The organism is Pseudomonas fluorescens, assembly GCF_000968015.1.
GTDB classification, from domain to species: domain Bacteria; phylum Pseudomonadota; class Gammaproteobacteria; order Pseudomonadales; family Pseudomonadaceae; genus Aquipseudomonas; species Aquipseudomonas fluorescens_W.
This window is the reverse complement of the sequence record NZ_LACH01000016.1, coordinates 101,670-126,291: the sequence shown is the minus strand read 5'-3', so window position 1 is coordinate 126,291 and position 24,622 is coordinate 101,670. Positions and strand designations below refer to the sequence as shown.

18 protein-coding genes are annotated in these 24,622 nt (G+C 60.8%); 3 read left to right on the top strand and 15 right to left on the bottom strand.

The genetic code is table 11. From position 1 onward, the window contains the following. Positions 1–7 precede the first annotated feature (7 nt). A complete protein-coding gene (gene ccoN / locus VD17_RS09445) occupies positions 8–1,435 on the bottom strand; it encodes a cytochrome-c oxidase, cbb3-type subunit I (protein WP_046053645.1) in 1,428 nt (475 codons plus the stop codon). A 345-nt stretch (positions 1,436–1,780) separates the two neighbouring features. Here ccoN and VD17_RS09440 point away from each other — a divergent pair, with 345 nt between their 5' ends. From VD17_RS09440 to VD17_RS09430, 3 genes are all read left to right on the top strand, one after another. Further along, positions 1,781–3,454: a nitrite/sulfite reductase gene (locus VD17_RS09440; RefSeq protein ID WP_046053607.1), complete on the top strand. Its 1,674-nt coding sequence runs from the start codon at positions 1,781–1,783 to the stop codon at positions 3,452–3,454. Next, positions 3,451–3,930 (top strand): DUF934 domain-containing protein, encoded by a 480-nt coding sequence (locus tag VD17_RS09435; RefSeq protein WP_046053606.1) that lies wholly within the window; start codon positions 3,451–3,453, stop codon positions 3,928–3,930. The genes VD17_RS09440 and VD17_RS09435 overlap by 4 nt, the downstream gene beginning before the upstream one ends. A 164-nt stretch (positions 3,931–4,094) precedes the next feature. Then, a complete protein-coding gene (locus VD17_RS09430; RefSeq protein WP_046053605.1) occupies positions 4,095–5,063 on the top strand; it encodes a hypothetical protein in 969 nt (322 codons plus the stop codon). 82 nt (positions 5,064–5,145) lie between these two features. Here the strand turns inward: VD17_RS09430 and VD17_RS09425 are convergent, their stop codons facing one another. From VD17_RS09425 to VD17_RS09360, 14 genes are all read right to left on the bottom strand, one after another. Then, positions 5,146–7,497: a tetratricopeptide repeat protein gene (locus VD17_RS09425; RefSeq protein ID WP_046053604.1), complete on the bottom strand. Its 2,352-nt coding sequence runs from the start codon at positions 7,495–7,497 to the stop codon at positions 5,146–5,148. A 305-nt stretch (positions 7,498–7,802) separates the two neighbouring features. Next, the gene (locus VD17_RS09420) at positions 7,803–10,316 is read right to left on the bottom strand and encodes a fused MFS/spermidine synthase (RefSeq protein ID WP_046053603.1); all 2,514 of its coding nucleotides are present in this window, start codon (positions 10,314–10,316) and stop codon (positions 7,803–7,805) included. A 188-nt stretch (positions 10,317–10,504) separates the two neighbouring features. Continuing rightward, positions 10,505–12,085 carry an arylsulfatase gene (locus tag VD17_RS09415; RefSeq protein WP_046053602.1) on the bottom strand — a complete coding sequence of 527 codons (1,581 nt, stop codon included), beginning with the start codon at positions 12,083–12,085 and terminating at the stop codon, positions 10,505–10,507. A 74-nt stretch (positions 12,086–12,159) separates the two neighbouring features. Beyond that, positions 12,160–13,188, bottom strand: coding sequence for an HAD family hydrolase (locus tag VD17_RS09410; protein WP_046053601.1), 1,029 nt, complete (start codon positions 13,186–13,188; stop codon positions 12,160–12,162). Further along, positions 13,185–14,612 (bottom strand): BatD family protein, encoded by a 1,428-nt coding sequence (locus VD17_RS09405; protein WP_046053600.1) that lies wholly within the window; start codon positions 14,610–14,612, stop codon positions 13,185–13,187. The genes VD17_RS09410 and VD17_RS09405 overlap by 4 nt, the downstream gene beginning before the upstream one ends. After that, positions 14,609–16,189, bottom strand: a complete 1,581-nt coding sequence (locus VD17_RS09400; RefSeq protein WP_046053599.1) for a VWA domain-containing protein — start codon at positions 16,187–16,189, stop codon at positions 14,609–14,611. Before VD17_RS09400 ends, VD17_RS09405 begins: the two co-directional genes overlap by 4 nt. A 1-nt stretch (position 16,190) precedes the next feature. Further along, positions 16,191–17,183, bottom strand: coding sequence for a vWA domain-containing protein (locus VD17_RS09395; RefSeq protein ID WP_046053598.1), 993 nt, complete (start codon positions 17,181–17,183; stop codon positions 16,191–16,193). Then, positions 17,170–17,760: a DUF4381 domain-containing protein gene (locus VD17_RS09390; protein ID WP_046053597.1), complete on the bottom strand. Its 591-nt coding sequence runs from the start codon at positions 17,758–17,760 to the stop codon at positions 17,170–17,172. The genes VD17_RS09395 and VD17_RS09390 overlap by 14 nt, the downstream gene beginning before the upstream one ends. Further along, positions 17,757–18,695, bottom strand: coding sequence for a DUF58 domain-containing protein (locus VD17_RS09385; protein WP_046053596.1), 939 nt, complete (start codon positions 18,693–18,695; stop codon positions 17,757–17,759). The genes VD17_RS09390 and VD17_RS09385 overlap by 4 nt, the downstream gene beginning before the upstream one ends. An 8-nt stretch (positions 18,696–18,703) precedes the next feature. Beyond that, positions 18,704–19,684 (bottom strand): AAA family ATPase, encoded by a 981-nt coding sequence (locus VD17_RS09380; RefSeq protein ID WP_046053595.1) that lies wholly within the window; start codon positions 19,682–19,684, stop codon positions 18,704–18,706. A 27-nt stretch (positions 19,685–19,711) separates the two neighbouring features. Beyond that, positions 19,712–20,749, bottom strand: coding sequence for a hypothetical protein (locus VD17_RS09375; protein ID WP_440130562.1), 1,038 nt, complete (start codon positions 20,747–20,749; stop codon positions 19,712–19,714). 18 nt (positions 20,750–20,767) lie between these two features. Continuing rightward, positions 20,768–21,721: a SphA family protein gene (locus VD17_RS09370; RefSeq protein WP_046053593.1), complete on the bottom strand. Its 954-nt coding sequence runs from the start codon at positions 21,719–21,721 to the stop codon at positions 20,768–20,770. A 12-nt stretch (positions 21,722–21,733) separates the two neighbouring features. After that, on the bottom strand, positions 21,734–23,137 hold the full coding sequence (locus VD17_RS09365; RefSeq protein WP_046053592.1) for a DUF1254 domain-containing protein: 1,404 nt from the start codon (positions 23,135–23,137) through the stop codon (positions 21,734–21,736). A gap of 27 nt (positions 23,138–23,164) precedes the next feature. Beyond that, a complete protein-coding gene (locus VD17_RS09360; protein WP_046053591.1) occupies positions 23,165–24,616 on the bottom strand; it encodes a DUF1254 domain-containing protein in 1,452 nt (483 codons plus the stop codon). Between the last annotated feature and the right edge of the window lie 6 nt (positions 24,617–24,622).

Genomic DNA, 24,622 nt, shown 5'->3' with positions numbered 1-24,622 from the left:
CCTTGCCTCAGGCAATCTGCGCTTCGCGGTGGGCCATTTCGACGTCCGAAACCCGCACCGTGCGCCAGACGTTATAAGCCATCAGCAACATGCCGCTAAGGAAGAACACCCCACCGACGAAGCGCACCACGAACCCTGGATGGCTGGCCTGCAAGGCTTCGACGAACGAGTAGGTCAGCGTGCCGTCGTCGTTGATCGCGCGCCACATCAAACCCTGGGTGATGCCGTTGACCCACATCGAGGCGATGTACAGCACGGTGCCGATGGTCGCCAGCCAGAAGTGCAGGTTGATCAGTGGTGTGCTGTACATCTGCTCGCGGCCGAAGACTTTCGGGATCATGTGGTAGAGCGAGCCGAAGGTGATCATTGCCACCCAACCCAGAGCGCCGGCGTGAACGTGGCCGATGGTCCAGTCGGTGTAGTGGGAGAGGGCGTTGACCGTCTTGATCGCCATCATCGGCCCTTCGAAGGTCGACATGCCGTAGAAGGCCAGGGACAACACCAAAAAGCGCAGGATCGGGTCGGTGCGCAATTTATGCCAGGCACCCGAGAGGGTCATCATGCCGTTGATCATTCCGCCCCAGCTCGGTGCCAGCAGGATCAGCGACATCGCCATGCCGAGCGACTGCGCCCAGTCTGGTAGCGCGGTGTAATGCAAGTGGTGCGGGCCGGCCCAGATGTACAGGGTGATCAGCGCCCAGAAGTGCACGATCGACAGCCGATAGGAATACACCGGGCGCCCGACCTGTTTCGGCACGAAGTAATACATCATCCCCAGAAACCCGGTGGTCAGGAAGAAACCCACTGCGTTGTGCCCGTACCACCACTGCACCATGGCGTCGGTCGCCCCGGAATACACCGGATAGGACTTGAACCAGTCCACCGGAATCGCCAGGTGATTGACCACGTGCAGCATCGCGATGACCACGATGAACGCGCCGAAGAACCAGTTGCCGACGTAGATGTGCTTGGTCTTGCGTTGCACCACGGTGGTGAAAAACACGATGGCGTAGGCGATCCAGACCACCGTCATCCATACCGCGCCGGAGAATTCGATCTCGGCGTATTCCTTGGTGGTGGTATAGCCCAGCGGCAGGGTGATCAGCATCACCACAATCACCGACTGCCAGCCCCAAAAAGTGAATGCCGCTAGCCTGTCCGAAAACAGTCGCACCTGGCAGGTGCGCTGCACCGCGTAGTAGCTTGCGGCGAATTGCGCGCTGCCAGCAAAGCCAAAAATCACCAGGCTGGTGTGCAGCGGGCGCAAGCGGCCGAAAGTTGTCCATGGCAGGTCGAGGTTCATCTGCGGCCACACCAGTTGCGAGGCGATCCACACCCCCATCGCCATCCCCACGACACCCCAAACCACGGTTGCCACGACGAATTGGCGGACGACCTTGTAGTTATAGGCCTGTCCGATTGTTGCTGTGCTCATGGTCAATGCTTCCACGGTTGCAAAGTCTTGCCAGACCACCCGGACTGGCATGTCGCCCACTGTAGAAATCCCGCCGGAAACAAAACAGACTCAGGAATTGTTCATTTGTGCGGATCAGATTGAAGTGCTGCCTGCGGCGTTCTGCCGCGTGCTGATATGGTTTTTATCGTTTCAGGTGAATCTGTTGTGTTATGCGCCGCACCTTCATAGTGCTGCCAAAGTCTGTAGGAGTGAGCCTGCTCGCGATAGCGGTGTGTCAGGCAACTGAGATGTTGACTGACACACCGCTATCGCGAGCAGGCTCACTCCTACAGGAATTGTGCGTCCTGATGAGGTAACCGCTGCATGTACCAATACGATGACTATGACCGGGCCCTGGTCTTTGAGCGGGTCGCGCAGTTTCGCGATCAGGTCGAACGCTTCATGGCGGATGAGTTGAGCGAAGAAGAATTCCTGCCGCTGCGTTTGCAAAACGGCCTGTACATGCAAAAACACGCCTACATGCTGCGCGTGGCGATTCCATACGGCACGTTAAGCGCGCCGCAAATGCGCACGCTGGCAAGCATCGCCCGGGATTACGACCGTGGCTACGGCCACTTCACCACCCGACAGAACATGCAGTTCAACTGGATCGAACTGGCTCAAGTGCCAGACATCCTCGAACGCCTGGCGCACGTGGAAATGCACGCGATCCAGACCTCCGGCAATTGCGTGCGCAACATCACCACCGAAGCCTTTGCCGGGGTGGCGGCGGACGAAATGATCGACCCGCGGCCGCTGGCGGAAATCCTGCGGCAGTGGTCGACCATCAACCCGGAATTCCTGTTCCTGCCGCGCAAGTTCAAGATCGCCATCTGCTCGGCGGAACAGGACCGGGCGGCGATCATGATGCATGACATCGGCCTCTATCTTTACCCGGGCACCGACGGGCAAATGCTGCTGCGGGTCATCGTCGGCGGTGGGTTGGGGCGCACGCCGATCCTCGGTTTGCAGATTCGCGAAGGGTTGCCGTGGCAGCATTTGCTGTCCTACGTCGAGGCGGTGCTGCGGGTCTACAACCGCCACGGTCGGCGCGACAACAAGTACAAGGCGCGGATCAAGATTCTGGTCAAGGCGCTGGGCATCGAAGCCTTTGCCCGGGAAGTGGAGGAGGAGTGGCAGTACCTCAAGGACGGCCCGGCGCAGTTGACCGACGTCGAGTATGAGCGCGTGGCCAGTGCCTTTGTGCCACCGGATTACCGCGCTCTGGCGGACACCGACCTCGACTTCGGCACACGCCTTTCCGAAAACCCGGCCTTCGCCCGTTGGGTGTCGCGCAACGTTCAGCCGCACAAAGTGCCGGGCTATGCCAGCGTGGTGTTGTCGACCAAACCGGGCATCGCCTCGCCCCCGGGTGATGTCACTGCCGAGCAAATGGAGGCCGTTGCCGACTGGTCCGAGCAGTTCGGTTTTGGCGAAATTCGCATCGCTCATGAACAGAACATTGTGTTGCCCGACGTGCCCAAGGCTGATCTTTATACGCTCTGGTGCCTGGCCTGCGAACAGGGCCTGGGCTGCGCCAACATCGGTTTGCTGACCGACATCATCGCCTGCCCCGGCGGCGACTTCTGCGCGCTGGCCAATGCCAAGTCGATCCCCATCGCACAAGCCATTCAGGCTCGCTTCGAAGACCTCGACTATCTGCATGATCTGGGCGACATCAGCCTGAACATTTCCGGCTGCATGAACGCCTGCGGCCACCACCATATCGGCAACATCGGCATTCTGGGGGTCGATAAGAACGGCAGCGAGTGGTACCAGATCACCCTCGGCGGGGCTCAGGGCAAGAACAGCGCATTGGGCAAAGTCATCGGCCCGTCCTTCAGCGCCGCCGAGGTGCCCGGGGTGATCGAGCAGATCATCGCCACGTTCGTCAATTACCGTGAGAGCGAGGAAGTGTTCGTCGACACCTTGCAGCGTATCGGTCTGGAGCCATTCAAAGAGCAGGTCTATCCGAAGCTGCTGGAGGTGTCGGAATGAACAATGTGTTGCGGCTGGAGGAGGGCGTGGCGCGGATTGTCGCTGATGATCCATGGACGCTGGTCAGGGATGTCAACGATGAGTGGCCGGCGGGTGAAGTCATTCTGCCGTTGGCCCGTTGGCTTGAAGGTCCACCGCAAAAGGGCGTGTGGTTGGGGCCGGACGATGAGGTGGAAAGCCTCAAGCCGTGGTTTTCACACCTGCCGCTGATTGCCCTCGACTTCCCCAGTTTCCGTGATGGTCGCGGTTACAGCCAGGCGTACTTGCTGCGCACTCGATTGGGCTGGACGGGCGAGTTGCGCGCCGTCGGCGATGTACTGCGCGATCAACTCAGCCACATGCGTCAATGCGGATTCGACAGCTTCGCGGTGCGTGAGGACAAGTCCGCCGAAGATGCGCTCAAGGGGCTGGCCGGGATGAGTGTGTTGTATGGGCGCTCGGTGATTGAGCCGCGACCGTTGTTCAGGCGACGGTAAAAAAAACGGGTAGATCAAAAGATCGCAGCCTGCGGCAGCTCCTACACATTGCGGATGTACGCGGCTGGTGTAGGAGCTGCCGCAGGCTGCGATCTTTTTGCTTTGGGCGTTCACTTTGGTAGAGTCCGCACCTCACAAGGAAGTCGTACCGAAAGGAGTCTGGTTTGAGTGTGGGCAAGAAGATTTTAGGGTTAACCGCGTTTCTGCTGATGTTGGCCCTGTGGGGCGGTTACTTTTATGTGTTCCAGGAGAACCGGGGCGGGCAGTTGGGTGGCGCGTTCGACAGTTACGCCTGGTGCGGCACGCCACCGGCCGCCGATGCGCTGTCGCTGGGCAAGGATCAACTGACCCTGCGTATCACCAACAACCTGCGTGGCGAGTTCCTGCTCAGCGGCGCGGTGATTGTTTCCGAGCGCACTTTCAATCGCTATGACCTGGGCCGAAACGAGCTGCGCCTGCGCCTGGAACCGCTGCAATGGTCCTACGGCGCCACGCCGATTTTCCTCGAGCAGGTCAAAATCAAACCCCTGAGCCGTAACCTCGCTTCAGACAACAAAAGTGCCTACGCGGAGCTCGAGCCGCGACCGATTGGCGTGCAGGGGCGCGCCACCGAGTTCCCCTTCGACACCTACCGCTATGGCTACAAACCGGTGCTGTATTACCTCAAGGGCAATGAGCGCATCGACCTGCGCTTCCGCCACATCACCACGGTGATGGAGATGTCGAACACCTTTACGCCCATTCAGAAGTACAACCGGGCCGAGTACATCAACGAGAAAAACGCGCTGGTTGGCGAGGAAGACTACAAACCCTTCACCTCTCATGAATGCGCGTTCAGCGTCGAGCGCAAAGGTTCGTTCAAGGTGATCGTGTTGCTGTTGCTGCTGGTGATTTGCCTGCCGCTGATGCACGTGTTTTATCGCGACGAGCCGGGCATCGATTTTCTCGCCACGCTGGTGAGTATCGGGGCTGTCCGGATATTGCTGGTGGGGCCGTTGCAGGACTTTCAGCTGTACAACATCGACTTCCTGTTTGGCGCGGCGATTTTGCTGGTGGGGACGGTGTCGTTGATCAAGGCGATGCGAGTCAATAGTCGGCGGGAGTTGGCGCTCAAAAGCGGTTCGTCCTGGTGATTCCACCGTCGATGTAGCTGCCCTGTGGCGAGGGGATAAATCCCCTCGCCACAGGGCGGCTGATACAGACTTGGCGCAAGGGTCATTTCAACGCCGGATCCCCCATGTTCATTTTCTTCCAGCCCTGCAGCAACACCTGCGCCTTCGGTTCCTGCCCGTTATCCAGGTAGTACTGGATCAACGACAACCGGGCATTGCGATTGGCTGGCTGCACTTTCAACAATCGCTCCAGCTCTTGGCAGGCCTCATCGACCTTGCCGCTGTCGTGCAACGCTACCGCCAACACGTAACCGTATTGGGCGCTCTGAGGCTCTAGTTGCGCGGCTTTGCGCAGGGCCGGCATGGCCTGGGCTGATTTGCCCGCGCGCACCAGCGACAGCCCTTGAGTGTGTTGCAGCAGGGCGGCATCCGGGTGTGCTTTCAGGCTCTGCGCCAGCAGCGTCTGAGCTTCCTGACTGCGTCCGTTCGCCTCCAGCCATTGCACCAGTGTCACCAGCGCCGGGTAGAAATCCGGATCGCGCTTGAGGGCTGTGCGCAGCAGCGCTTCGACTTCGCTGCTACGACCGCTGGCTTGATAGAGCATGGCCAGGTTGAGGTTGGCTTCGGCGCGTTCGGCCAGGTTCTTCTGGACGTCCTCGTATTCGGCGATGGCTGCATTCCAGTTGTCCTGGGCGCTGCCCAAGCCATTACGGGCCACGCTCAGCAGATCCCGGGCCGCGACAATCCGCACAGCCTTCACCGGGTCGCCCAGCAACGGCGACAGCAGCGGCGCGCGCTCCGGTGGCGGCAGGAACGCGCTGATCGCCCGGACGGCGCTTTCACGCACTTGCGGGGCCGGGTTGTTCAAGTCCTGGGTGGCCAGTTTCAACGCCTGTTCGCTTGGGTACAGCGGCAACTCGGCGAGCAGGGTTGCGCGCTGAATCGCTGGCAAATGGCTAAGTTGAAGCTGCTCGTACAAGGCTTGTGCCGCGCCGGGCTGACCGTTGCGAATCAGCCACAGGCTTTCGTCGTAACGCGGTGCCTGCGCGGTGTTGGTGTTCCACAGCTTGAATTGCTCGGTGATCTTGTCGCCCGCCTTGCCCTGGTGACAGGTCAGGCAAGCGTCCGGCGTGCCGAGTTTTTTCGCCCGCTCAGGGTTGGGGATGCTGAAACTGTGGTCATGCCTGAAGTCATTACCCATGTAGAACTTGCCAGGCATGTGGCAATCCACGCACTGCGAACCCGGTTGGCCCATGGTGTGGCGCGTGTGTTCGATCGAATCGTAGTTCTTCGCTTGCAGCCCTTTGCCGTCGACGCCGTCGACCGAAGTCTTGCCGGCGGTGTTGTGGCATTGCAGGCAGACACCGTTGCCCGGTGCCTTGAGCTCGGTGCTGTGCGGGTTGTGGCAGTTGCTGCAGCGCACACCCTTGTCGAACATTTTGCTCTGGGCGAAGGAGCCGTGTTCGAACACTTCGTCCTTGATCTTGCCGTCCAGCGCGTACAACTCGCGGGTCAGGGGGCTCGGCAGGTAGTCATCCATCAGGCGCTTGCCGGCGGTGAAGCCGTCGCCCAATGGCGCGCGGCGCGAGTGGCAGCGGGCACAGGTTTCGATTTCGACGGTGGCGTTCTTGTCCTTCAGGTCGACGGCAAAACCGGCATGGACCAGGTCACCTTTTTTTGCCGTCCACTCCAGGTGATTGGAGGCCGGGCCGTGGCACGCCTGACAGCCGACACCGAGGCTGTTCCAGTGACTGTCGAAGGTGTTTTTCGCGGCATCGAAATTGCGTTTGTAACCGGTGGTGTGGCACTCGACGCACATGAAGTTGGCGTTCTGGCTCGGCTTGCTCCAGTGCAACGGGTCTTTGAAGTTCACACCCTGGCCCGGATAAAGGTGAAACCAGCGGTGCTTCTCGGTATCCCAGGCCACGCCGAGGGCTTGCAACCGACCCTCGCCGACCTCGATCAGGTATTGCTGCAACGGCGCGATGCCAAAGGTGTAGGCGACCTTGAACTCGGCATTCTTGCCGTCAATGCCGGGGGTGTTGACCCAGAATTCGTCGCCCTTGCGCGAGAAACGGGTGGTCTCGTTTTCCGCTTTGAAGGTTATGTTTTTGAAGTCGCCCAACATCGTCTCGGCATTGGCCTCCTGCATCGCCAATTGGTGATGGGAGCCTTGCCAGTCCTTGACCTGCTCGCTGTGGCAGCTTTGGCATTGTTGCTCATCAACCATCGTTGCCGGCGCCACGGCGACTGGTTGCGGTTTGACCGGCTGAGCGACCGGCGTACTGACAGGCGCATACGTCACGGGGGCCGGTGTGCTGCTGAACAGAAACCAGCCGATGCCCGCGACGGCTAATAGCAAGACGCCAAGGGTGACGGGAAACAGGTAACGGTTAATCAAGGTCGGTGGCGAATCAGGGTTTGTCTGTACCGCTTTATTTTTATGTTTCGGCATTGCGACTTCCATAGTCCGGGTGCGTTTGCCGTCAGGCGCGCGTTCAAGCTCGACGCAGCTTTGCCGGAAGGCCGGCGTCTGTCAAATGACGGTTGTGATCCACTGGGCAGCGTCCCACTGAAGCGGTGTTTCTCGATGGCTGGGCCTGCGATCTGCATCAGTCGTATTTGAAGCTCAAGTCCAAATGATGCGTTGAGGCTGAGGGCCTAATCGCGAGCAAGCTCGCTCCCACAGGGGATTTGTATTCGCCACAGATCCAGTGTGGGAGCGAGCCTGCTCGCGAAGGCGGTCTATCGGACGCTGCATCACTCCCCGACAAACCACCGGAAATACGGATTCCCCCCATCCCCGCGCATCACCTCGCGAATATCCCTGGCCCACGCGTCGCGGTCACCGTCATAAGCATGCAGGCTCGCCCTATAGAACTGCATCAGGCGTTGCTGGTGTGCGTTCATCCGTTCATTGAAGCCCGCATCGGCATTCACCAGCGGTGGTGCTATGCGCAGGTCCAGCAAGGCCGGCAGTACACGGCTGATCTCCTTGGCCCGCACCCACGGCGCATATTCGATACGCGGCTGATCGTCGGTTACCGGTGGGGCGTCGCCAGCAAAACGCTCCAGGCCGGCACGATCGGTGACCCAGGTCGAGAGCAACGCTGCAGCGGAGCCAATGCCCACGTCCTGCAAGGTGCTGCGCACGGTGTCCTGTTGGAAGCGTTGGCTGATTTTCGCCGCGTCCAGTTCGATCGGTTCCATCGAGCCCACCAGCAGCATTTCGTGGAACTCGCTGGTCCACAGGTTGGCGTAGGGGAAGACGTCGAGAAAGCTGCGCACCAGTGAGCGCGAATCGTCGATGTTCTGGGTGGGCAGTGGCAACCATTGAGCGACCAGACCCTTATTCTCCAAGCGACTGGCGGCCAACTGATAGAAGTCCCGGGAATACAGATTCACCACGCCAGCCGCGGAGGGCGGTGGCGGTTCGAGGGTGATCAAGTCGTAGCGTTGTGGGTTGCGCAGCAGTTCCTGCCGGCCATCGTGCAGGCGCACGTCAACAACGGGGTCCGCGGTCGCATTGAAGTTGCCTTTGAACAACGGCGCGGCTTTGACCACCGAAGGCAGCAACTCGGCCACGACACGGTGTTCCAGCCCCGGATAGCGCGTCAGGGCGCCCGCGGTGATGCCGGTGCCAAAACCGATCACCAGCGCCGAGCGCGGTTCGCCATTGTGGATCAGCAGTGGCAACAGCGCCTGGATACGCATGTAGCGCAGGGACGGCATGGCGTCGCCGGTGTTCGATACCCCCTGGATGTACAAGCGCTGGAACGCTTTTTGTCCTTTGCCCTGAGTGACCACGGCGACGGTCCCACCGCGTCCTTCTTCGTAAAAAGCCAGAGTGCCGTTGCGTGCACCGGGAAGCAGGCTGGCGAGTTTGTTCACGGGGGTAAAAACGGCCACCGCAATCGACAACAGGCCGATAGCGACCACAGCCTGGCGTCGGCCTTTCTTGACCCTATGACCCTTGCGCACCGCGAAGTACCCAATCCCGGCAGCGACAATCGCCAGCAAGCCGAGGGTTCGGACCAGCCCCAGCAACGGGATCAGCACAAACCCGCAAAGCATCACCCCGACAATCCCGCCCAGCGTATTGAACGCCACCACCGCGCCGACGGCCTGACCGACCCGCTCGCGGCCGACGCTCAAACGCAGGGCCAGCGGAAATGCGGCGCCGAGCAGCAGGGTCGGTACAAACACGATGCTCACTGCCGCCACCGCAAACCGTGCGGTCATGCCCAACAGGTCACTTGCACCCAACGACAACACCCAGGTTTCGGCCAGGCTTTGGGCGACCACCAGCCACCGTCCGAGCAAGGCGATTTCCAGCAACGCGACGAGCCCGGCACCGGCGATCAGCAAACCGAACACACCCCAGGGATCGCGAATGCGGTCAGCCCGTCGGGCCAGCAGGATGCTGCCGAGAAACAGCCCGGTGAGGTACGTTGCCAGCACCACCGCAAAGGCGTACGTACGAGTGCTCATGAACTGCACGATGGACTGCGACCAGACCACTTCGTAACCGAGGGCCACGCCACCGGCAATTGAATACAGCCACAAGGCAACGCGATCGGGAGCTTTGTCGACGTGGTGCTTGACCGGCGCCTCGTTCGGCAGCGAGCGGTGGCGTTGGAACCACAAGGCACCGGCGGCGGCCAGCAGGTTCAGCATGGCTGCGGCCAAGGCACTGCCGCGCACACCGAGGGTCGCAATCAATACAAACGCGGCCAGCAGGGTGCCGGCAATGGCCCCGGCGGTGTTCGCCGCATAGAGCTGACCGCCGGCCTTGCCCAGCTGTTGCGGGTTTGCTGCCAACGAACGAATCAGCACTGGCAGGGTGCCGCCCATCAGCAGCGCCGGAATGCCCACCAGTGCAAACGGCAACACCCAGGCCAGCAGGCCGACTTGCTGTTCCAGCCAGGCAAACGGGCTGGCCGCGAGACTCATGGCGAAGGTCGCGCCGACGCCGAGCACGGCCACCAGCACTTCCAGCCCTGCATAGAGCAGAACCGGCTTCTGCAAGCGATCGGCCCACCGGCCGAACAACAAACCGCCTAACGCCAGTCCGGCAAAAAAGGCGCTGATCCCGGTGGTAATGGCGTACACCTCGACGCCGACCACCAACGACAACTGCTTGATCCACAGCACCTGATACACCAGCGCCGCGGCACCGGAGATGAACAGCAACAGGGCGGGAATCAGCAGCGCCGGGGCTTTGGTCTGAGTGGCAGGGATGGCCGACGACTTGCTGGCGACACGTGAGGTCATTGCGGATTGCCTTGTGCAAAATTCGAATCGAACACGAACCGGCGTAGGAGCTGCCGTAGGCTGCGATCTTTTGATCTTGAAGACTGAAGATCAAAAGATCGCAGCCTTCGGCAGCTCCTACAGTGGATGTGTTCACATCCTGGAAATAGGGCCGCTCGCCGGTGAAGGCGAGCGGCGGTCAAGCGGTCTTACTGTGCAGCTTTCATTTTTTCTTCGATTTTCTTGTCTACCGCCGCACGGATCTGATCGATGCTGAAGCTGGCCGGTTTCTGGCTCGGCGGATACTCGATGAACGTTTGCAAGAACGCCGCTGACTTACCGACCGCTACAGCGGCCAGATAGACGTTCTTGGTTTGCCAATCGTAATACTGATCGGAAACGATGTCGGCCCGCTCATACGGGTCCATCCGCAGGTTGAAGATTTTCGGTACCCGCAAGCATACGAACGGCTCGCTCCAGACCTTGAAACCACCCGGTGCGCGTTGTTCGCAGAACACGGCTTTCCAGTTATCGAAACGCATGGACACCAGCACACCGTCGTCGTTGAAGTAGTAAAACTCCTTGCGTTCGCCTTTAGGTTGTTGGCCCGTCAGGTAAGGCAGTTGGTTGTAACCGTCCAGGTGCACCTTGAAATTGGTGCCGCCCGAAGTCGGGGCCCAACCTTTCAGGAGTTTGTCTTTCACACCGGCATCGCCAGCAGCAGCCAGCAGGGTCGGGAACCAGTCCATGCCCGAGAACATTTCGTTGGAGACTTCACCGGCCTTGATCTTGCCTGGCCAACGAACAATCGCGGGTACCCGGTATGCGCCTTCCCAGTTGGAGTTCTTCTCGTTGCGGAACGGCGTGGTCGCCGCGTCCGGCCAGGAGAACTGGTTCGGGCCGTTGTCGGTGGAGTAGACGACGATGGTGTTGTCGGCGATTTTCAGGTCGTCAAGGGTTTTCAGCAGTTTGCCGACGTCGCCATCGTGTTCAAGCATGCCGTCCGCATACTCGTTGCCGGGCATGCCGCTCTGGCCCTTCATCGACTCGCGCACGTGGGTGAACAAGTGCATGCGGGTGGTGTTCATCCAGACGAAGAACGGCTTGTCCGCCTTGGCCTGTTTCTCGATGAACGCTTGCGCCGCGGCAGTGGTTTCGTCGTCGATGGTTTCCATGCGCTTGGCGGTCAAGGCGCCGGTGTCTTCGATCTTGCCGTCGGCGAAGCTGTGAATCACTCCACGGGGGGAGTTGGCCTTGACGAACTCAGGGTCATCCTTGGGCCAGTACGGGCGTTCGGGTTCTTCTTCGGCGTTGAGGTGGTACAGGTTGCCGAAGAACTCGTCGAAACCGTGATTGGTCGGCAGATATTCATCCCGGTCGCCCAAGTGGTTTTTGCCGAACTGGCCGGTGGCATAGCCCTGGGACTTGAGTGCCTGGGCGATGGTGATGTCGCGTTTTTGCAGGCCCACCGGGGCACCCGGTATGCCGACTTTCGACAGACCGGTACGCAACGGTGTCTGGCCGGTAATGAACGACGAGCGTCCCGCCGTGCAACTGTTCTCCGCGTAATAGTCGGTGAACATCATGCCTTCTTTGGCAATCCGGTCGATGTTTGGAGTCTTGTACCCGACCACGCCCATGGAGTAGGCGCTGATGTTGGTCTGGCCGATGTCATCGCCAAAGATCACCAGAATGTTGGGTTTTTCAGCGGCCCCGGCTGTTGCCGAAATCGCCATCACCGAGGCTGCCACCAGGGCGAATTTCGGTAGCCACTTGTGTATGCGAGTCATCTGACTTGCTCCTTAGCTCACTTGCGTCGCTTCAGCGCGACAAACGTTTTTTGCAGTCCTGCGTTACGCTTTTTTTATTGCACTTGCTCGGGTGTGGCGGCCTCGAAGGGATAGATCCGGCGCCATTCGGCGGCCATATCCACGATAGTCCAGCCGCGGGTTTTTGCTTCGTCCAGAGCCTTGTCCAGACGACCGATCTGGGATTGGCGGTCGTAGGCCCATTCGCGCTTGGCGTCGGTGTGATGCACCAGCCCCATGAAGCGTTTGCCCGGCCCGGCGGCAGTCCACTGCAACATTTGCAGGTCGCCGTCGGAGTTGCCGAAGGCGAGGATCGGCCGCTTGCCGATGACCGCGTCGATGCTCTCCGGTTTGCCCGGGCCATCATCGTTGTGCGCCAGTTTCGGCGTACGCACGATCGAGGCTTTGCCGTCCTTGTATTGGAACGCCGTGACAAACGTGGTACCGATCACTTGTTCCGGAGGGATGCCGTAGACCTTCTCGGCGAAGGCGCGCATGAACCCGGTGTCGCCGCCGGAGACGATGTAGGTCTTGAAGTCCTGGCTGCGCAGGTAGTCGAGCATTTCCAGCATCGGCTGGAAGATCATCTCGGTGTACGGCTTGCCGGTTTTCGGATGGCGCGCCTGGGTCAGCCAGGTTTTGGCGTAGTCATCGAAGGCTTCGGTGGTCATGCCGGTGTGGGTGGCGCCGAAGATTTTCAGGGTGCCATCCATGCCCGACTCGCCCAGGGCCTTGTGATCATTTTCCAGCACGGCTTTGAAAGGTTGGGTGGTTTTCCATTCCGGGTGCTGCGGTGCGGTGCGCTTGACCTCTTCCAGGGCAAACAGCAATTCGAAGTACATCGGCTGCTCGCTCCACAGCGTGCCGTCGTTGTCGAACACGGCGATTCGATCGGCGGGTTTGACGAAGTCCTTGCTGCTTTGATCGGTCACCGTCTGGACGAACTCGATGATGTTCTTTTTCGCCGGGCCGTCGTTCCACGAGGGCAGGGGCTCGCTGGTCTGCGCTAGCGCCGGCAAGCTCAGTGCAAGGGTCAACAGCAACGTCAGCCCGTAGCGGTGGCGCAGCGATATCGGGTTCGTCATGGGAAATCCTTCTCGTAAACGGGATTGAGTGGACGCAGTGCAGGTGCGGCTGATTCTGTGTCGCGTTTGGCCTGACTATGCAGCGTAGCCAAGGATTGCTTGAGGTGGTGCAGCGCCTGGTCTTCGGTGGGTTGACGGCTGTAACAGGCGCGCAACAGGTCTTGCAGGCGCGGGCCAAGGTTCGTCAGTTTCAGGCCCATGCGGCTGCGTCTGGCCCACAGGTACAGGGCGCTCAACTGTGCGGGTTTGCCGTCGATTTGTGCCGGAATCTGCCGCCAGGCGTAGTCGGCGGACTCCAGCCACGCGGCGCGCCTGGCGCGGCGTCGGGCCTGCCATTGAAGGAACGCATGATGGACGAGCGGACGGGCAAACCAGCCGAGCAGCGCCACGATCAACAGCAATGCCGACAGCCCCAACCAATGTCCGGAGAGATGCAGACGACTTTTCTGACCGAGTTTTTTCAGGTCTTCGCTGATCGAAAATACCGGCCGATAAGCGCTGTTGGCCGCAGCATTGAAGGTTACGGCTGGGACTTGGGCCGTGCGGGTCTGTCCGGTGCTGGCGTCCCACCATTTCAGCTCGATCGCTGGCAGGTTATGGCGGCCTTCGGTGTCGATCCGATAGGTTGTGGTGTCGACGCGCTGGCCGCCGTTGAAATGACCGCGACCGTCGTCGAGGTTGCTGATCTGCGGGGTTTTCGGATAACGGCTGAGGCCGGCGACATCCTCCAGTGACGGCGCTGGCAGCGACATGGCCAGGGCGTCGTCGGCCTGCAACGTCAGTTGCCGGGTGATGCTGTCACCGACCTTCAGGGGTGTCGCCGAGTTGATGGTTTTTTGCGTGAAACGCAGCCCTTGGGCCACCAGCACCGGTTCGCCGGGCTGGAACCCCGGCGGTTGTGTGGCGCGAAAGTGCAGTGGCTGGCTTTGGGCGGTCAACGGCGTGCTGGCCTGACCGGGCGTGGCGCGCACCATCAACGCCGGGATGTCGAAACCCTGGGCCAGATTCGGGGTGATCCGGTAGCGGTAGCGCATGCCGTTGAACGACTTGCCGTCGAGCGTCTGGTTCAGGTGTTCGGCGTGGCCGTCGGGCGGCATGACCAGTGCGCCGGGCAGCTTCAGGTCGGGCAGGGTGGGCGCGTCGGTGAACCAGCTGTCAGTGAGGACATCGAGTTGCAGTTCCAGAATGCCGCCGACCATGACCGAGTCGGCGGGTTGCAGGCGGGTCTGGATTCGCAGTTCGGGTTCGGCGGCCAAGGCGCTGGTGCTGATCAGATAAATGAGTAATGCGCCGAGACCGATGTTGAATGATCGGACGCCATCGCGAGCAAGCTCGCTCCCACATTTGATCTGTATGTAACGCAAATCCCCTGTGGGAGCGAGCTTGCTCGCGATGGCCGCGACTCGGTCTACGAGACGGATCATGGCTTGCCTCCCGCCTGATCCTGCAAACTGAATTTCTGTTTCAGGAATTTCGCCGGTGACGTGCTGAGGTTCTGCAACCACAGCGCATCCGAAGCCGCTTCCTCGGTCTCGACTGGTTTGCTCTGGCCCTTGCCCGGCGCTTTGTCCATTTTGATGTCGTCGGGTTTGACCTCCGGCGCGTTCTGTTCGGCGCTGTCGGTGTCTTTCTGCAAGGCGATGGCCAAGGCCAGGTTGGCGGTGGCTTCAGGGAATTGCGGTTGCAACTTCAACGCCTGGGTATACGCCGCGATGGCCTGATCAAACTTGAAGCGGCGCACGTAAATATTGCCCAGGTAGAAATACGCCTGCGGCGTGTCCAGCCGCGCGAAGCTGGCCAGTGCCAGGTCGTAATCGGCGGCGTTGTAGGCGGCAATGCCTTTCCAATAGGGATCGACGAAATGCGCGGCAGCCTGCGGGAAGTGCCCGTGCTCGAAAGCCCAGCGGCCTTGCTGGTCAGGGGTGAAAAAGGTATCGGTCAATGCGTTGGCTTCGGCCGGTGCCGGTTGCAAGCCAACGCTCAGTGCCAGCAACCACCCGGCCATCCAGTTCAGGCTCCAGCCCTTGCGCACGCAGAAAAAGGCGATCAGCAGCAGTGGCCAGCACAGCCAGTAACCGGCGTCCTTCCAGTGCAGTTCGCGTTGTTCATCGCTGGCTGCCTGGAAATGCTGCTGGGCGTGCAGCTCGATCCAGTCCAGGTCGTCGTCATTGAGCGTCAGGCTGCCCAATGGCGCATTCAGCGTTGATCCAAGCTGTTTGAGTGCGGCCTGATCAAAACTGCCGAGTGCCGGACGACCATTGCTGTCGGTACGTGGCTGGCCGTTGGCGTCGTGGATGATTCCGCCGTCCTCGCTGCCGACGGCCAGAATCAACACCTGCAGCGCGCTGTCGTCCAGTTGCTTGTCCAGGCCGCTGAGTTGTGAGGTGTCGGCGCCGTCGGTGATCAGCAGCAGCGTTCCCGGCGTTTTCTCGGCGATCAGCAGGCGTTTGGCTTGCTCGATCACCGCGCCGACATTTTTCCCCGGTTTGCTGATCAGGTCGGTGCTCAGGGCCTGAATGAAGGTGTCGAGCAGGGCCGGGTCGTCGGTCGGCGGCAATACCAGGTGAGCGCTGCCGGCGTAGGCGATCAACCCGCTGCGCGCACCGGCGCGACGCTGGATCAGGTCATGCAGCTTGTGTTTGGCCGCTTCCAGACGACTTGGCTGTACGTCGGTGGCGTCCATGGACGGCGACAGGTCGATGGCGATGATCAGTGGCGCGCGGTTTTCCAGAAAGTCCGGACGGTCCTGTTCCCAGGTGGGCCCGGCAGCGGCGATGGCCCCCAGCATCAACAACGCGCAAGCCAGATGCACGGGCCGAAAGCGCTGTTGGTCCTGTGGCGTAATCAGCAAGTGCGGCAACAAGTGCTCGGCAATGTTGCTGCGCAAGCGCCGTTGCACGTCGCGGCTGCGGCGCCAGAGCCAGGGCAACAGGGCGCCGAACAGCAGCAGCAACAGCCACAGTGGACGCAGGAAATGGAAGTCACTGAGATTGATCTCCATCTCAAGCCTCCTGCCGCTGACGCGCGAGTGTCAGGTGCGGACGGAGCAGGGCGCCCGAATGATAGAGCGCGAGCAAACCGATCGCGGCCCCCAGCGGCCACCAGAACAGGTCCTTTTTCGGCTGATGACTGAGGGTTTTCACTTGATGCGGCGTGAGTTTGTCGAGGGTGCCGTACACCTGATCCAGCGCATTGCGATCTTCAGCACGAAAGAACTTGCCGCCCGTGGTCTCGGCGATCTGCTGCAAACCCTGAAGGTTGACCTTGGCTTCACCCGAGGCGTCAGGGTCACCAATGCCGATGGTGTGAATGACCACGTCTTTGGCGGCCGCCATGGCCGCCGCGTGATCCGGGGTAATGGCGCTGCTGGTATCGTTGCCGTCGGTGAGCAGGATCAGGACTTTTTCCTGTTCGTGGGCCTGGTCGAGCAGTTTCAGGCTCAGACCGATGGCGTCGCCGATGGCCGTATTGGGCCCGGCCATGCCGATGCCGGTGTCGTCCAGTAACAGCGACAGACTGGCGTGATCGAGGGTCAGCGGCGCCTGCGGGTAAGCACCACTGCCGAACACGATCAGGCCCAGCCGATCATCTTTGCGCTTGTCGATAAAGCCATGAACCACGTCCTTGACCGCCGCCAGACGGTTGATTTTCTGGCCGTTGGCATCGGTGAAATCGGTGGTTTCCATGGACTGGGAAATGTCGATGGCCAGCATCAGGTCACGCACCGGTTGCTGGCGCTCGATCGGTTTTTCGACGAACACCGGGCGAGCGGCCGCCAGTAGCAAGAGTGCCCAGACCAGCAGGTTCAGCAGCAACTGCCAGCGATTGCTGCGGGTGCCGGCCTGGCTGGGTGCCTGGCCGACGGCTCGGCTCATGGCCGCGAAAAACGGTACGCGCACGGCGCTGCGGGCTTCGCGGTAATCGGGCAGGTAGCGGTAGCCGAACCACGGCAACGGCAAAAGGATTAGCAGCCAAGGGTAATCAAGCTGCCACATGGTGATGCTCCACCCAGTGTTTGCAGGTGGCGAACAGTTGATCGCGCTGATCGTTCGGCAGCGCCGATAACGTTGCATCGGGTGCATAGGCTAATTGAGCCAGCTGCTCGCTGAAGTCCGCAGGTAACGGCTGTGAACTGTGTCGCACCAAAAACGCTTGCCAATCCTCACCCCCAAGTGCACCGGGATCCTGTGGGAGCGAGCTTGCTCGCGATGGCGGTGTGTCAGTCACTTTCAATGTTGAATGTCGGGCCGCCATCGCGAGCAAGCTCGCTCCCACAGGTTTTGTATTCCAATCGGTGGGCATCGACAGGGCCACGCGTTTCAGCAGTTCCGGGAGTTCCCGCAGGGCTTTCAGCTGATCATCGCTGTTTTGCAACTCAGCCAGACGCACCAACGCCTCACGCCGATACCGGTCCCGCCGCCACTGCCAATACCTCCGTGCGCTGACCAGCAAAACCGCAATCACCAACAGGCAGAGCAACACCCACCAACCCCACGTCTGCGGCGCATAACTCACCGGCGTGGGCAGGGCGATTTCCTTGAGTTGCTCGATGCTCGGGATGTTCGGGTTCATCGCCGACCTCCGCCGAGCTTGCCCAGTTCGGCGCGCAATTGTTCCTGCGCCTCAGTGGCGGTGCTGAACATCATCAGCGGCACCTGACTGCGGCGCAGCAACGTGGCGACGTCCTTGAGCCGACCGCTGAGAAAGTCCCCCAGCGGCTGATGAACGCTGCGTTGCTCGACGGCCAGTTCCACCTGCAACTGGCCTTGAGTGATCAGCAAACGGCCATTCTTCGGCAGGTTCAGCGCCAACGGGTCGTAGACCTGCATCGCAATCACATCGTTGTGAGCCGCCAATTGGCGCATCAACTGCAAGGTCCGCTCACCGGCGCCGGCAAAGTCGCTGACGATGCAAATCAGGTGGTCGTGACCGGCCACCGCCAGGCAATGCTGTAAAACCTTGTCGAGTTGGTCCTCACCTTCAGCGTCTGGATTGGCTGCGTTCAGTTGCTGATTCTGCTCTGCGATGCGACTGCACAGCGCTTCGACACGTTTACGGCTGCGCAACGGGGCAAAGGCGTCGATGCGCAAATCGTTGAACACCAGACCGCCGACCCGATCGCCCGCGTGGAACACCATCCACGCGGCCAACGCGCCAAGTTCGGCGGCAACGGCGGATTTGAAGCTGCGCTGGGAGCCGAAGAACATCGACATGCGCTGATCGACCAGAATCAGCGCCGGGCGGTCGCGTTCTTCGGTGAAGGTGCGAACCACCGGTTTGCCAGTGCGCAGCGACGCCCGCCAATCCAGATGACGCAAGTCGTCTCCCGGCTGATAGCGGCGCAGCTCATCGAAGTTCAACCCACGGCCACGCAGGCGCGAGGCATGGTTGCCGGCGAGAATGCTGCCTTGCGGCTGACGCGCGAGGAAACTCAGGTCACGCGCCTTGAACTCCAGGGCCATTAACTGCGCCAGAGAGACATAGACCAGACCGTCCGCACTGTTCATTTTCGACCTCAGGCCGGAATCGCGACGTTGTCGAGCAGGCGATCAAGCACCTGATCGGCAGTGACGCCGTCAGCTACCGCGTCATAGCTCAGTTGCAGGCGATGTCGCAGCACCGGATGCACAACGGCACGAACGTTGTCCGGCGAGACAAAATCCTGCCCCTGCAACCAGGCATCGGCCCGGGCGCAGCGATCCAGGCCGATACCGCCGCGAGGGCTGGCGCCGATGGCGATCCAGCGACCGAGGTCGGCATCGTAATCGGCCGGGTGGCGGGTGGCATTGATCAGGTCGATCAGGTAGCGGTCGATGGCCGGGGACACGTGAACGGCGCTGACTTCCCGACGCGCCGCGAAAATAACCTCCTGGGACAGCGCGAAGCCCTGCACCGCGGCCGTTTTGGCGCCCAACGCAAACTCTTCTTCACGTAACAGGCGCAGCACCTGGCTTTCGTTTTCCGCACTCGGGTAATCCAGCAGAACCTTCATCAGGAACCGGTCCATCTGCGCTTCCGGCAGCGGATAGGTGCCTTCCTGTTCAATCGGGTTCTGGGTCGCCACTACGATGAACAGCTCCGGCAGTACATGGCTGTTGCCGGCCACGGTGATTTGTCGTTCTTCCATGGCTTCCAGCAACGCGGCCTGAACCTTGGCCGGGGCGCGGTTGATTTCATCCGCCAGGATCAGGTTGCCGAACAGCGGGCCGGGCTGGAACCGGATCTCGTTCTTGCCATCGATCTGGTGCAGCACCTCGGCGCCGGTGATGTCTGACGGCAACAGGTCGGGGGTGAACTGGATGCGGCTCATCTTCGCGTCCAGGTGTTTGGCCAGCGCTTTGACCGTGCGGGTCTTGGCCAGACCGGGCAGGCTTTCAAGCAACAAGTGCCCGTTGGCCAACAGGCCAAGAATAATCTGGCGGATCACCTGATCCTGGCCGAGCACGGCTTCGGCGATGCTGGCTTGCAGGGCGTTGAGGTCTTGGAGCGCAGTCATGGGATGTTCCCTTTCTCAAAGGCATGCTCAAAACATGAAAGTCGGAATGACGGGGATGAACGACAAGCGAAAATTCCAGCGGCTGCTGATCAGGTCGTCCGGGTGGATCGCCGAGTACTGAATCTCTCCGGAGATCCGCACCGGCAGCTTGCCGAAGTTGAAGATTCGCCCGGCACCGAGTCCGATGGGGAAGGTGACTTTGTTGCCGCCCTCGGCCTTCCAGTTGACGGTGACGTTGGGTGTCATGCCGACTCGCCATTGCTCGGGGCCGGGGATGGTGCGCTGGATGAAGTACTGAATGTTGGTCAGGCTCACGTCCTTGCGCTTGCTGTCGCCGCCCACCGACCACCAGTGCTGCGGGAACAGCCCGAGGGTCCAGTCTTCGCCCAGGTACGCCGCGACGAACGCCGGGCCGAGGGAGTATTTGCCGGTGCCCAGCACGTCTTCTTCAGCCGTGGGGAACATCGTGGTCGGGCCGAACCCCCAGACCAGCTTGCCGCCCCCGGCGAAGCGAATCGGTTCCTTGGGCGAAAACACGCCGACATAGGCCAGGTCGCCGAAACCGCTGGTGCGGTCGAACGGGTCCTGCACAACGGAGGTAAAATCGCCGCGGTCATGCAGCAGTTCATTGGGGCCCATGCCGATCAGGTTGCCGGCCTTGCGGTTCACCGGGGCACTGACGTAGCTGATGGGCAGGCGGTTGATCAGGTTCCAGTCTTCACCGAGGGAAATCGGGAAGGTCGGCATGAAACTGTATTTGCCCAGGTAGCGCGTGCCATTGCTATGCGGACCTTTCAGCGCGGTGTAGTCGAATTGGTTGAACAGCAGCACCAGATTGCCCACCGGGTTGTCCATCAGTTTGGCTATCTGTTCCGTGGACGGATCGCAGCCCGCCGCAACGACCTTCTTCAGGTCGATGTCGAAGTCCTGTTGCAGTCGATGGCAAGTTTCTGGGTCACCCATGGCGACGGGATGCGCTGGCGTGCTGCCGAGGGCGGGCAAGTCGCCGCTGGCGCAGGCGAAACCGCTGAACAACACGCTGCATAAGGACAATCTGGAACCCATGGCCATCCCTGGTCACTCCTAGAAAAACGCCAACGTCAGGTTGATGCTGAAGCCGTTACCTTCAGGGCGGTTCTTGGTGTCGAACTCCGGCACCCAGCGCGCGCTGACGCTGGCCTGGGCATCGGCAAACTTCCCGGCCCAGCCCACCACCGGACCGGCGCCCACCGAGCGGCCGCGAAAGCCGTTGAGTGAATCGGCGGTCTGGCCCTTGTCATCGGTGATCTGCTGCACGTAACCGCCGACAACGCCAGCGCTCCAGCCATTGCCGAAACCGTGGGTCCACAGTGCATCGAGGGTGAAAATGTTGCCATTGCGATAATCCGTGGCGTCGTTCTCGGTGTAGAACTCCAGACCGCTGGACAGGGTGAACTCGCCGCCCTTGCCGTCCAGATGGGTGAAGGCCACGGTGGGCATGAAGGTGTAAGTGTTCTGCCCGGGGTTGGCCAGGCGATCGTCGTTATAGGCACCGGTCGGCACGTAGATCGGCAGGGACAGCGAGAGGTGGTTGACCTCATCGAAGTGGTAGCCGGCGGCGATCGGCGTGATCAGCATGTCGGCGAACTGTGTGCCGGTGTCTTCGGAGCCCAGTGTCCGGCCGCGCGGGCCGGTAATGCTGATGTTGACGTCGGTGTACTGCACCGGCACGCCGATGGCCGAGGCGTAGTTCCAGCGACCCTTGCCGGTGTCCCAGATATGGGTGAAGTTGGCCATGGTGTAGGAGACTTTCATGTCCAGATCCGCGCCGATCTCACCGACAATCGGCACACCCTTGCTGCCCTTGAGGTCACCGTCGTACCAGATGCTGGTCAGCGACATGACCCAGCCGGGTTCCGGCGGCACGATCCCGGCGTTGGAAAATACCTGTTGCCCGGTGATCGGCCGGCCGACACCGCCCTCGGCCGCGAGGGCCAACGGGCTTGCACCGAGTACGCACAGGGCCACTAAAGGACGCACAACATAAGGCCTGACCATGCCGGACTCCGTTTATTGTTTTGGTTGATTGACGGGGGTCAGCAGCGGCATTTTCCATTCGCCGCTGGTGACTTCCGGTTTCGGCAGGTACAAGCGCAACACGCCGTAGAACGGACCGTTCGGCGCCGGCAGCCAATTGCTTTGCAAGTCCTTGGCCGGTGCCTTGTGCTGCACATAAAGGGTCAGCCCACCGTCGGCGTCGAGCTTGAGATCCGGCAACATCCGCGAGTTGATCAGGTACCGATTCAACGGGTTGGCCACCAGCAATTTGTTCTTGCCGTCGTACATCGTCAGCGACCAGAACGCGTCGGCCGGGGGCAGGGCACCCTTGTCGAAATGCAGGGTGTAATCCTGTTTCGAGGCGTCCACCGGCTGGCCGTCCTTGTCGACGAAATAGCCGATGTAATTCGCCTCTTCGGCGGAGTTGCCAAAGATCCCCATGTTGGCGCCGGCGTAGCGGTACAGGTAGTTGCCATTGAGGTGATCGCGAGTGCCGAACAAGTCACCGCTGGTGACCTGATGGCTATCGACCTTGTCTTTTTTGAACTGGGCAAACTCGGCTTTGGCATCGCTGATACCGTCCTCCAGCGCCTTGCGCTGCTCAGGCGTGAGCGCATCCGGTTCGAAAGGCTTGCCGGCTTCAATACCGATTTTTGCAAAGCGTGCGAGCAGGTCCTTTTCCGCATCCTGGGGCGGGGCGAACGACAGCATGAAGTTCAGGTAGCGGAACAGTTCAGAGGACTCGCTCATGGTCGGCGTGGGTTTTGGCCAGTCGATCTTTGGCGCGGCGGCCGGGGCTTTTTGTTTGACGTAGTGGCTGAGCGTCTCGACCTTGTAACCCTTCTGGATCTCCTTGACCTTGCCCAAGTCCTTTTCATCGAACAACTGCGTGCGATACAGCGCGTAGGCGATGTTGGTTTCACTGCGCAGCAGCCGATCCATTTCCACCGGTTGCTGACCTTGCCAGTTGGGCCCGGCAATCATGAAATGCCCGCCGTTGTTGCCCGTGCTGCGTGTGCCCAGGTACGCAAAGTTCTGCGTGTAGGCGTCGATCAGCTGCACCGAGTAGTAACGGTGTTCTTCGATAGGTGGCAGGGTCAGCACCACCGGTTCGGCGCGCAGGTCCATCCAGATAAACGAATAGGGCGTGTCGGCGTTCGGGGTGACGAAGGCGGTGTCTTTGGCGGTGAACGCCTTGGCGGTGTTGCCAATCTGGTTGAACGGCGCCTTGAAGTTAGGGCTCTTTTTGTCCACGGCCTGGGTGTAGAGGGTCTTGTACATCTCCACCACCGGGAAACCGTACAAGTAGGCTTCCTTGGCGATGCCCCGGGCTTCTTCCGGGGTGGCGGTGAAGTCGGCCCAGGCGCTGGTGCTCAGGGCTAGCGAGAGTGCGGTGAGCAGCATGCGGTTATTCATAAAACTTCCTTATAAAACGCTTGGGCGTCATTCCACAGCCGTGATGTCGTCGAGTTTCCAGCTTTTATCGAAGTAGGCTTCGGTGGGCGCGTACAGGCGGAAATAGCTGAACCAGTGTTTGCCCGGCACGGTTTGCACCCAGTTGTTCTCGAAACCTTTGGGCGCGGTCGGGCCGAAGTACAGGTCCACCGAGCCGTCGGCGTTCTTTTTCAGATCCTGACGGGACGACAGATCGGCCTTGCGCTGCGGGTTGTCGATCAGGCAACGGCTGTCGATGTCGTAGACGGTCATCGACCAGAACTGCTTGGCCGGCGGGTTGGCGTCGACGTGCAGGCGATAACTTTTGCTGCCGTCGAGCCAGTTGCCCTTGGCGTCGGTGTAGGCGCCGAGGTAGGTCTGGCCCAGGCCCGGTGTCTTGGAAACCATGCCCTTGGTGTTGGTCACCGCTTCGTAGAACCAGGCACTGCGCTCCCACAACTGGTCGTAATAGGCGACGCGCTGCGACGGCTCGGCGATGTTCAGCACCGTGTCCCATTGCCGGTCTTTCCAGTACTGGGCGCCTGGAAAACGCTTGGCGAAGGTGTTGGCCTTGGCAATCAGTTCGCCGACTTGCGCACCTTGTTCCAGCGCCTTGCGTTGGTTGTCGTTGGGGTTGAAGGGTTTGTCTTTTTCGATGCCCAGGCTGGCAAGCATGGCCATGTAGAAACGGTCACGTTCGTTGACCGGCTCTTTCTGGATGATCTGGTGCAAGCGCTCCCAATACCCCTTGCCACGTGGCTGGGTGCCGGACCAGGCCTTGCCGCCGGGGGAGAGCAGTCGGGTCTTGCCCGGTTCGGCGCGTTTGGCGTACGGGTACATCTTGAATTGTTCGACCAGCGCCTTGCCCTTGGCCGGGTCCGGATCGAGGACGCGAAAACCCACCAGCACGTTCATTGTTTCCGACTTGGCGAGGTAATACTTGCCGGCGTCGGCCGGTGGCTCGGCACCCGGTGGCAACACCAGGTACTTGCCGCCCTTGCCTTTGTCCGGGCCGGTCTGGCCCATGTCGATGATCGCACGCTGCCAGAAATCACCCACACCGCCAGCCGTCGGGCCGGGCGGCAGTTCGATCACCAGCGGACCGGTTTCATTCAAGTCGACGAAACCGAGGATGTACGGCGTGGTGGCGTTGGCGGTGATCACGCCCAGTTTGTCTTCGTAACTGTTGAGCACCATCAGGTCGCCGCTGTGGGCGCCGAGTTTGTCGCGAAACTCCTCCTGCCATTGCGCGTAGGACACCAGTGGCAGAGCCCACAGATAACTCTGGGTCGCCTGTTGGAAATCCAGCTCGGCGTAGAGTTTGGCAATGGACTCATGGGCTGGCAGTTCGCCTTCCATCGTGATCTTGCCGACCCGCGTATCCAGATCCAGGGCACCGACCCCGCAACTGACGAACATGGTCATCAGGCTGAAACCGGCTGCGCGAATTGCACCGTGCATACGAAA

Excerpts from the sequence above, each read along its gene's own strand:
- ccoN (WP_046053645.1), bottom strand. The coding sequence starts at position 1,435 with ATGAGCACAGCAACAATCGGACAGGCCTATAACTACAAGGTCGTCCGC.
- VD17_RS09440 (WP_046053607.1), top strand. The coding sequence starts at position 1,781 with ATGTACCAATACGATGACTATGACCGGGCCCTGGTCTTTGAGCGGGTC.
- VD17_RS09435 (WP_046053606.1), top strand. The coding sequence starts at position 3,451 with ATGAACAATGTGTTGCGGCTGGAGGAGGGCGTGGCGCGGATTGTCGCT.
- VD17_RS09425 (WP_046053604.1), bottom strand. The coding sequence starts at position 7,497 with ATGCCGAAACATAAAAATAAAGCGGTACAGACAAACCCTGATTCGCCA.
- VD17_RS09420 (WP_046053603.1), bottom strand. The coding sequence starts at position 10,316 with ATGACCTCACGTGTCGCCAGCAAGTCGTCGGCCATCCCTGCCACTCAG.
- VD17_RS09415 (WP_046053602.1), bottom strand. The coding sequence starts at position 12,085 with ATGACTCGCATACACAAGTGGCTACCGAAATTCGCCCTGGTGGCAGCC.
- VD17_RS09410 (WP_046053601.1), bottom strand. The coding sequence starts at position 13,188 with ATGACGAACCCGATATCGCTGCGCCACCGCTACGGGCTGACGTTGCTG.
- VD17_RS09405 (WP_046053600.1), bottom strand. The coding sequence starts at position 14,612 with ATGATCCGTCTCGTAGACCGAGTCGCGGCCATCGCGAGCAAGCTCGCT.
- VD17_RS09400 (WP_046053599.1), bottom strand. The coding sequence starts at position 16,189 with ATGGAGATCAATCTCAGTGACTTCCATTTCCTGCGTCCACTGTGGCTG.
- VD17_RS09395 (WP_046053598.1), bottom strand. The coding sequence starts at position 17,183 with ATGTGGCAGCTTGATTACCCTTGGCTGCTAATCCTTTTGCCGTTGCCG.
- VD17_RS09390 (WP_046053597.1), bottom strand. The coding sequence starts at position 17,760 with ATGAACCCGAACATCCCGAGCATCGAGCAACTCAAGGAAATCGCCCTG.
- VD17_RS09385 (WP_046053596.1), bottom strand. The coding sequence starts at position 18,695 with ATGAACAGTGCGGACGGTCTGGTCTATGTCTCTCTGGCGCAGTTAATG.
- VD17_RS09380 (WP_046053595.1), bottom strand. The coding sequence starts at position 19,684 with ATGACTGCGCTCCAAGACCTCAACGCCCTGCAAGCCAGCATCGCCGAA.
- VD17_RS09375 (WP_440130562.1), bottom strand. The coding sequence starts at position 20,749 with ATGGGTTCCAGATTGTCCTTATGCAGCGTGTTGTTCAGCGGTTTCGCC.
- VD17_RS09370 (WP_046053593.1), bottom strand. The coding sequence starts at position 21,721 with ATGGTCAGGCCTTATGTTGTGCGTCCTTTAGTGGCCCTGTGCGTACTC.
- VD17_RS09365 (WP_046053592.1), bottom strand. The coding sequence starts at position 23,137 with ATGAATAACCGCATGCTGCTCACCGCACTCTCGCTAGCCCTGAGCACC.
- VD17_RS09360 (WP_046053591.1), bottom strand. The coding sequence starts at position 24,616 with ATGCACGGTGCAATTCGCGCAGCCGGTTTCAGCCTGATGACCATGTTC.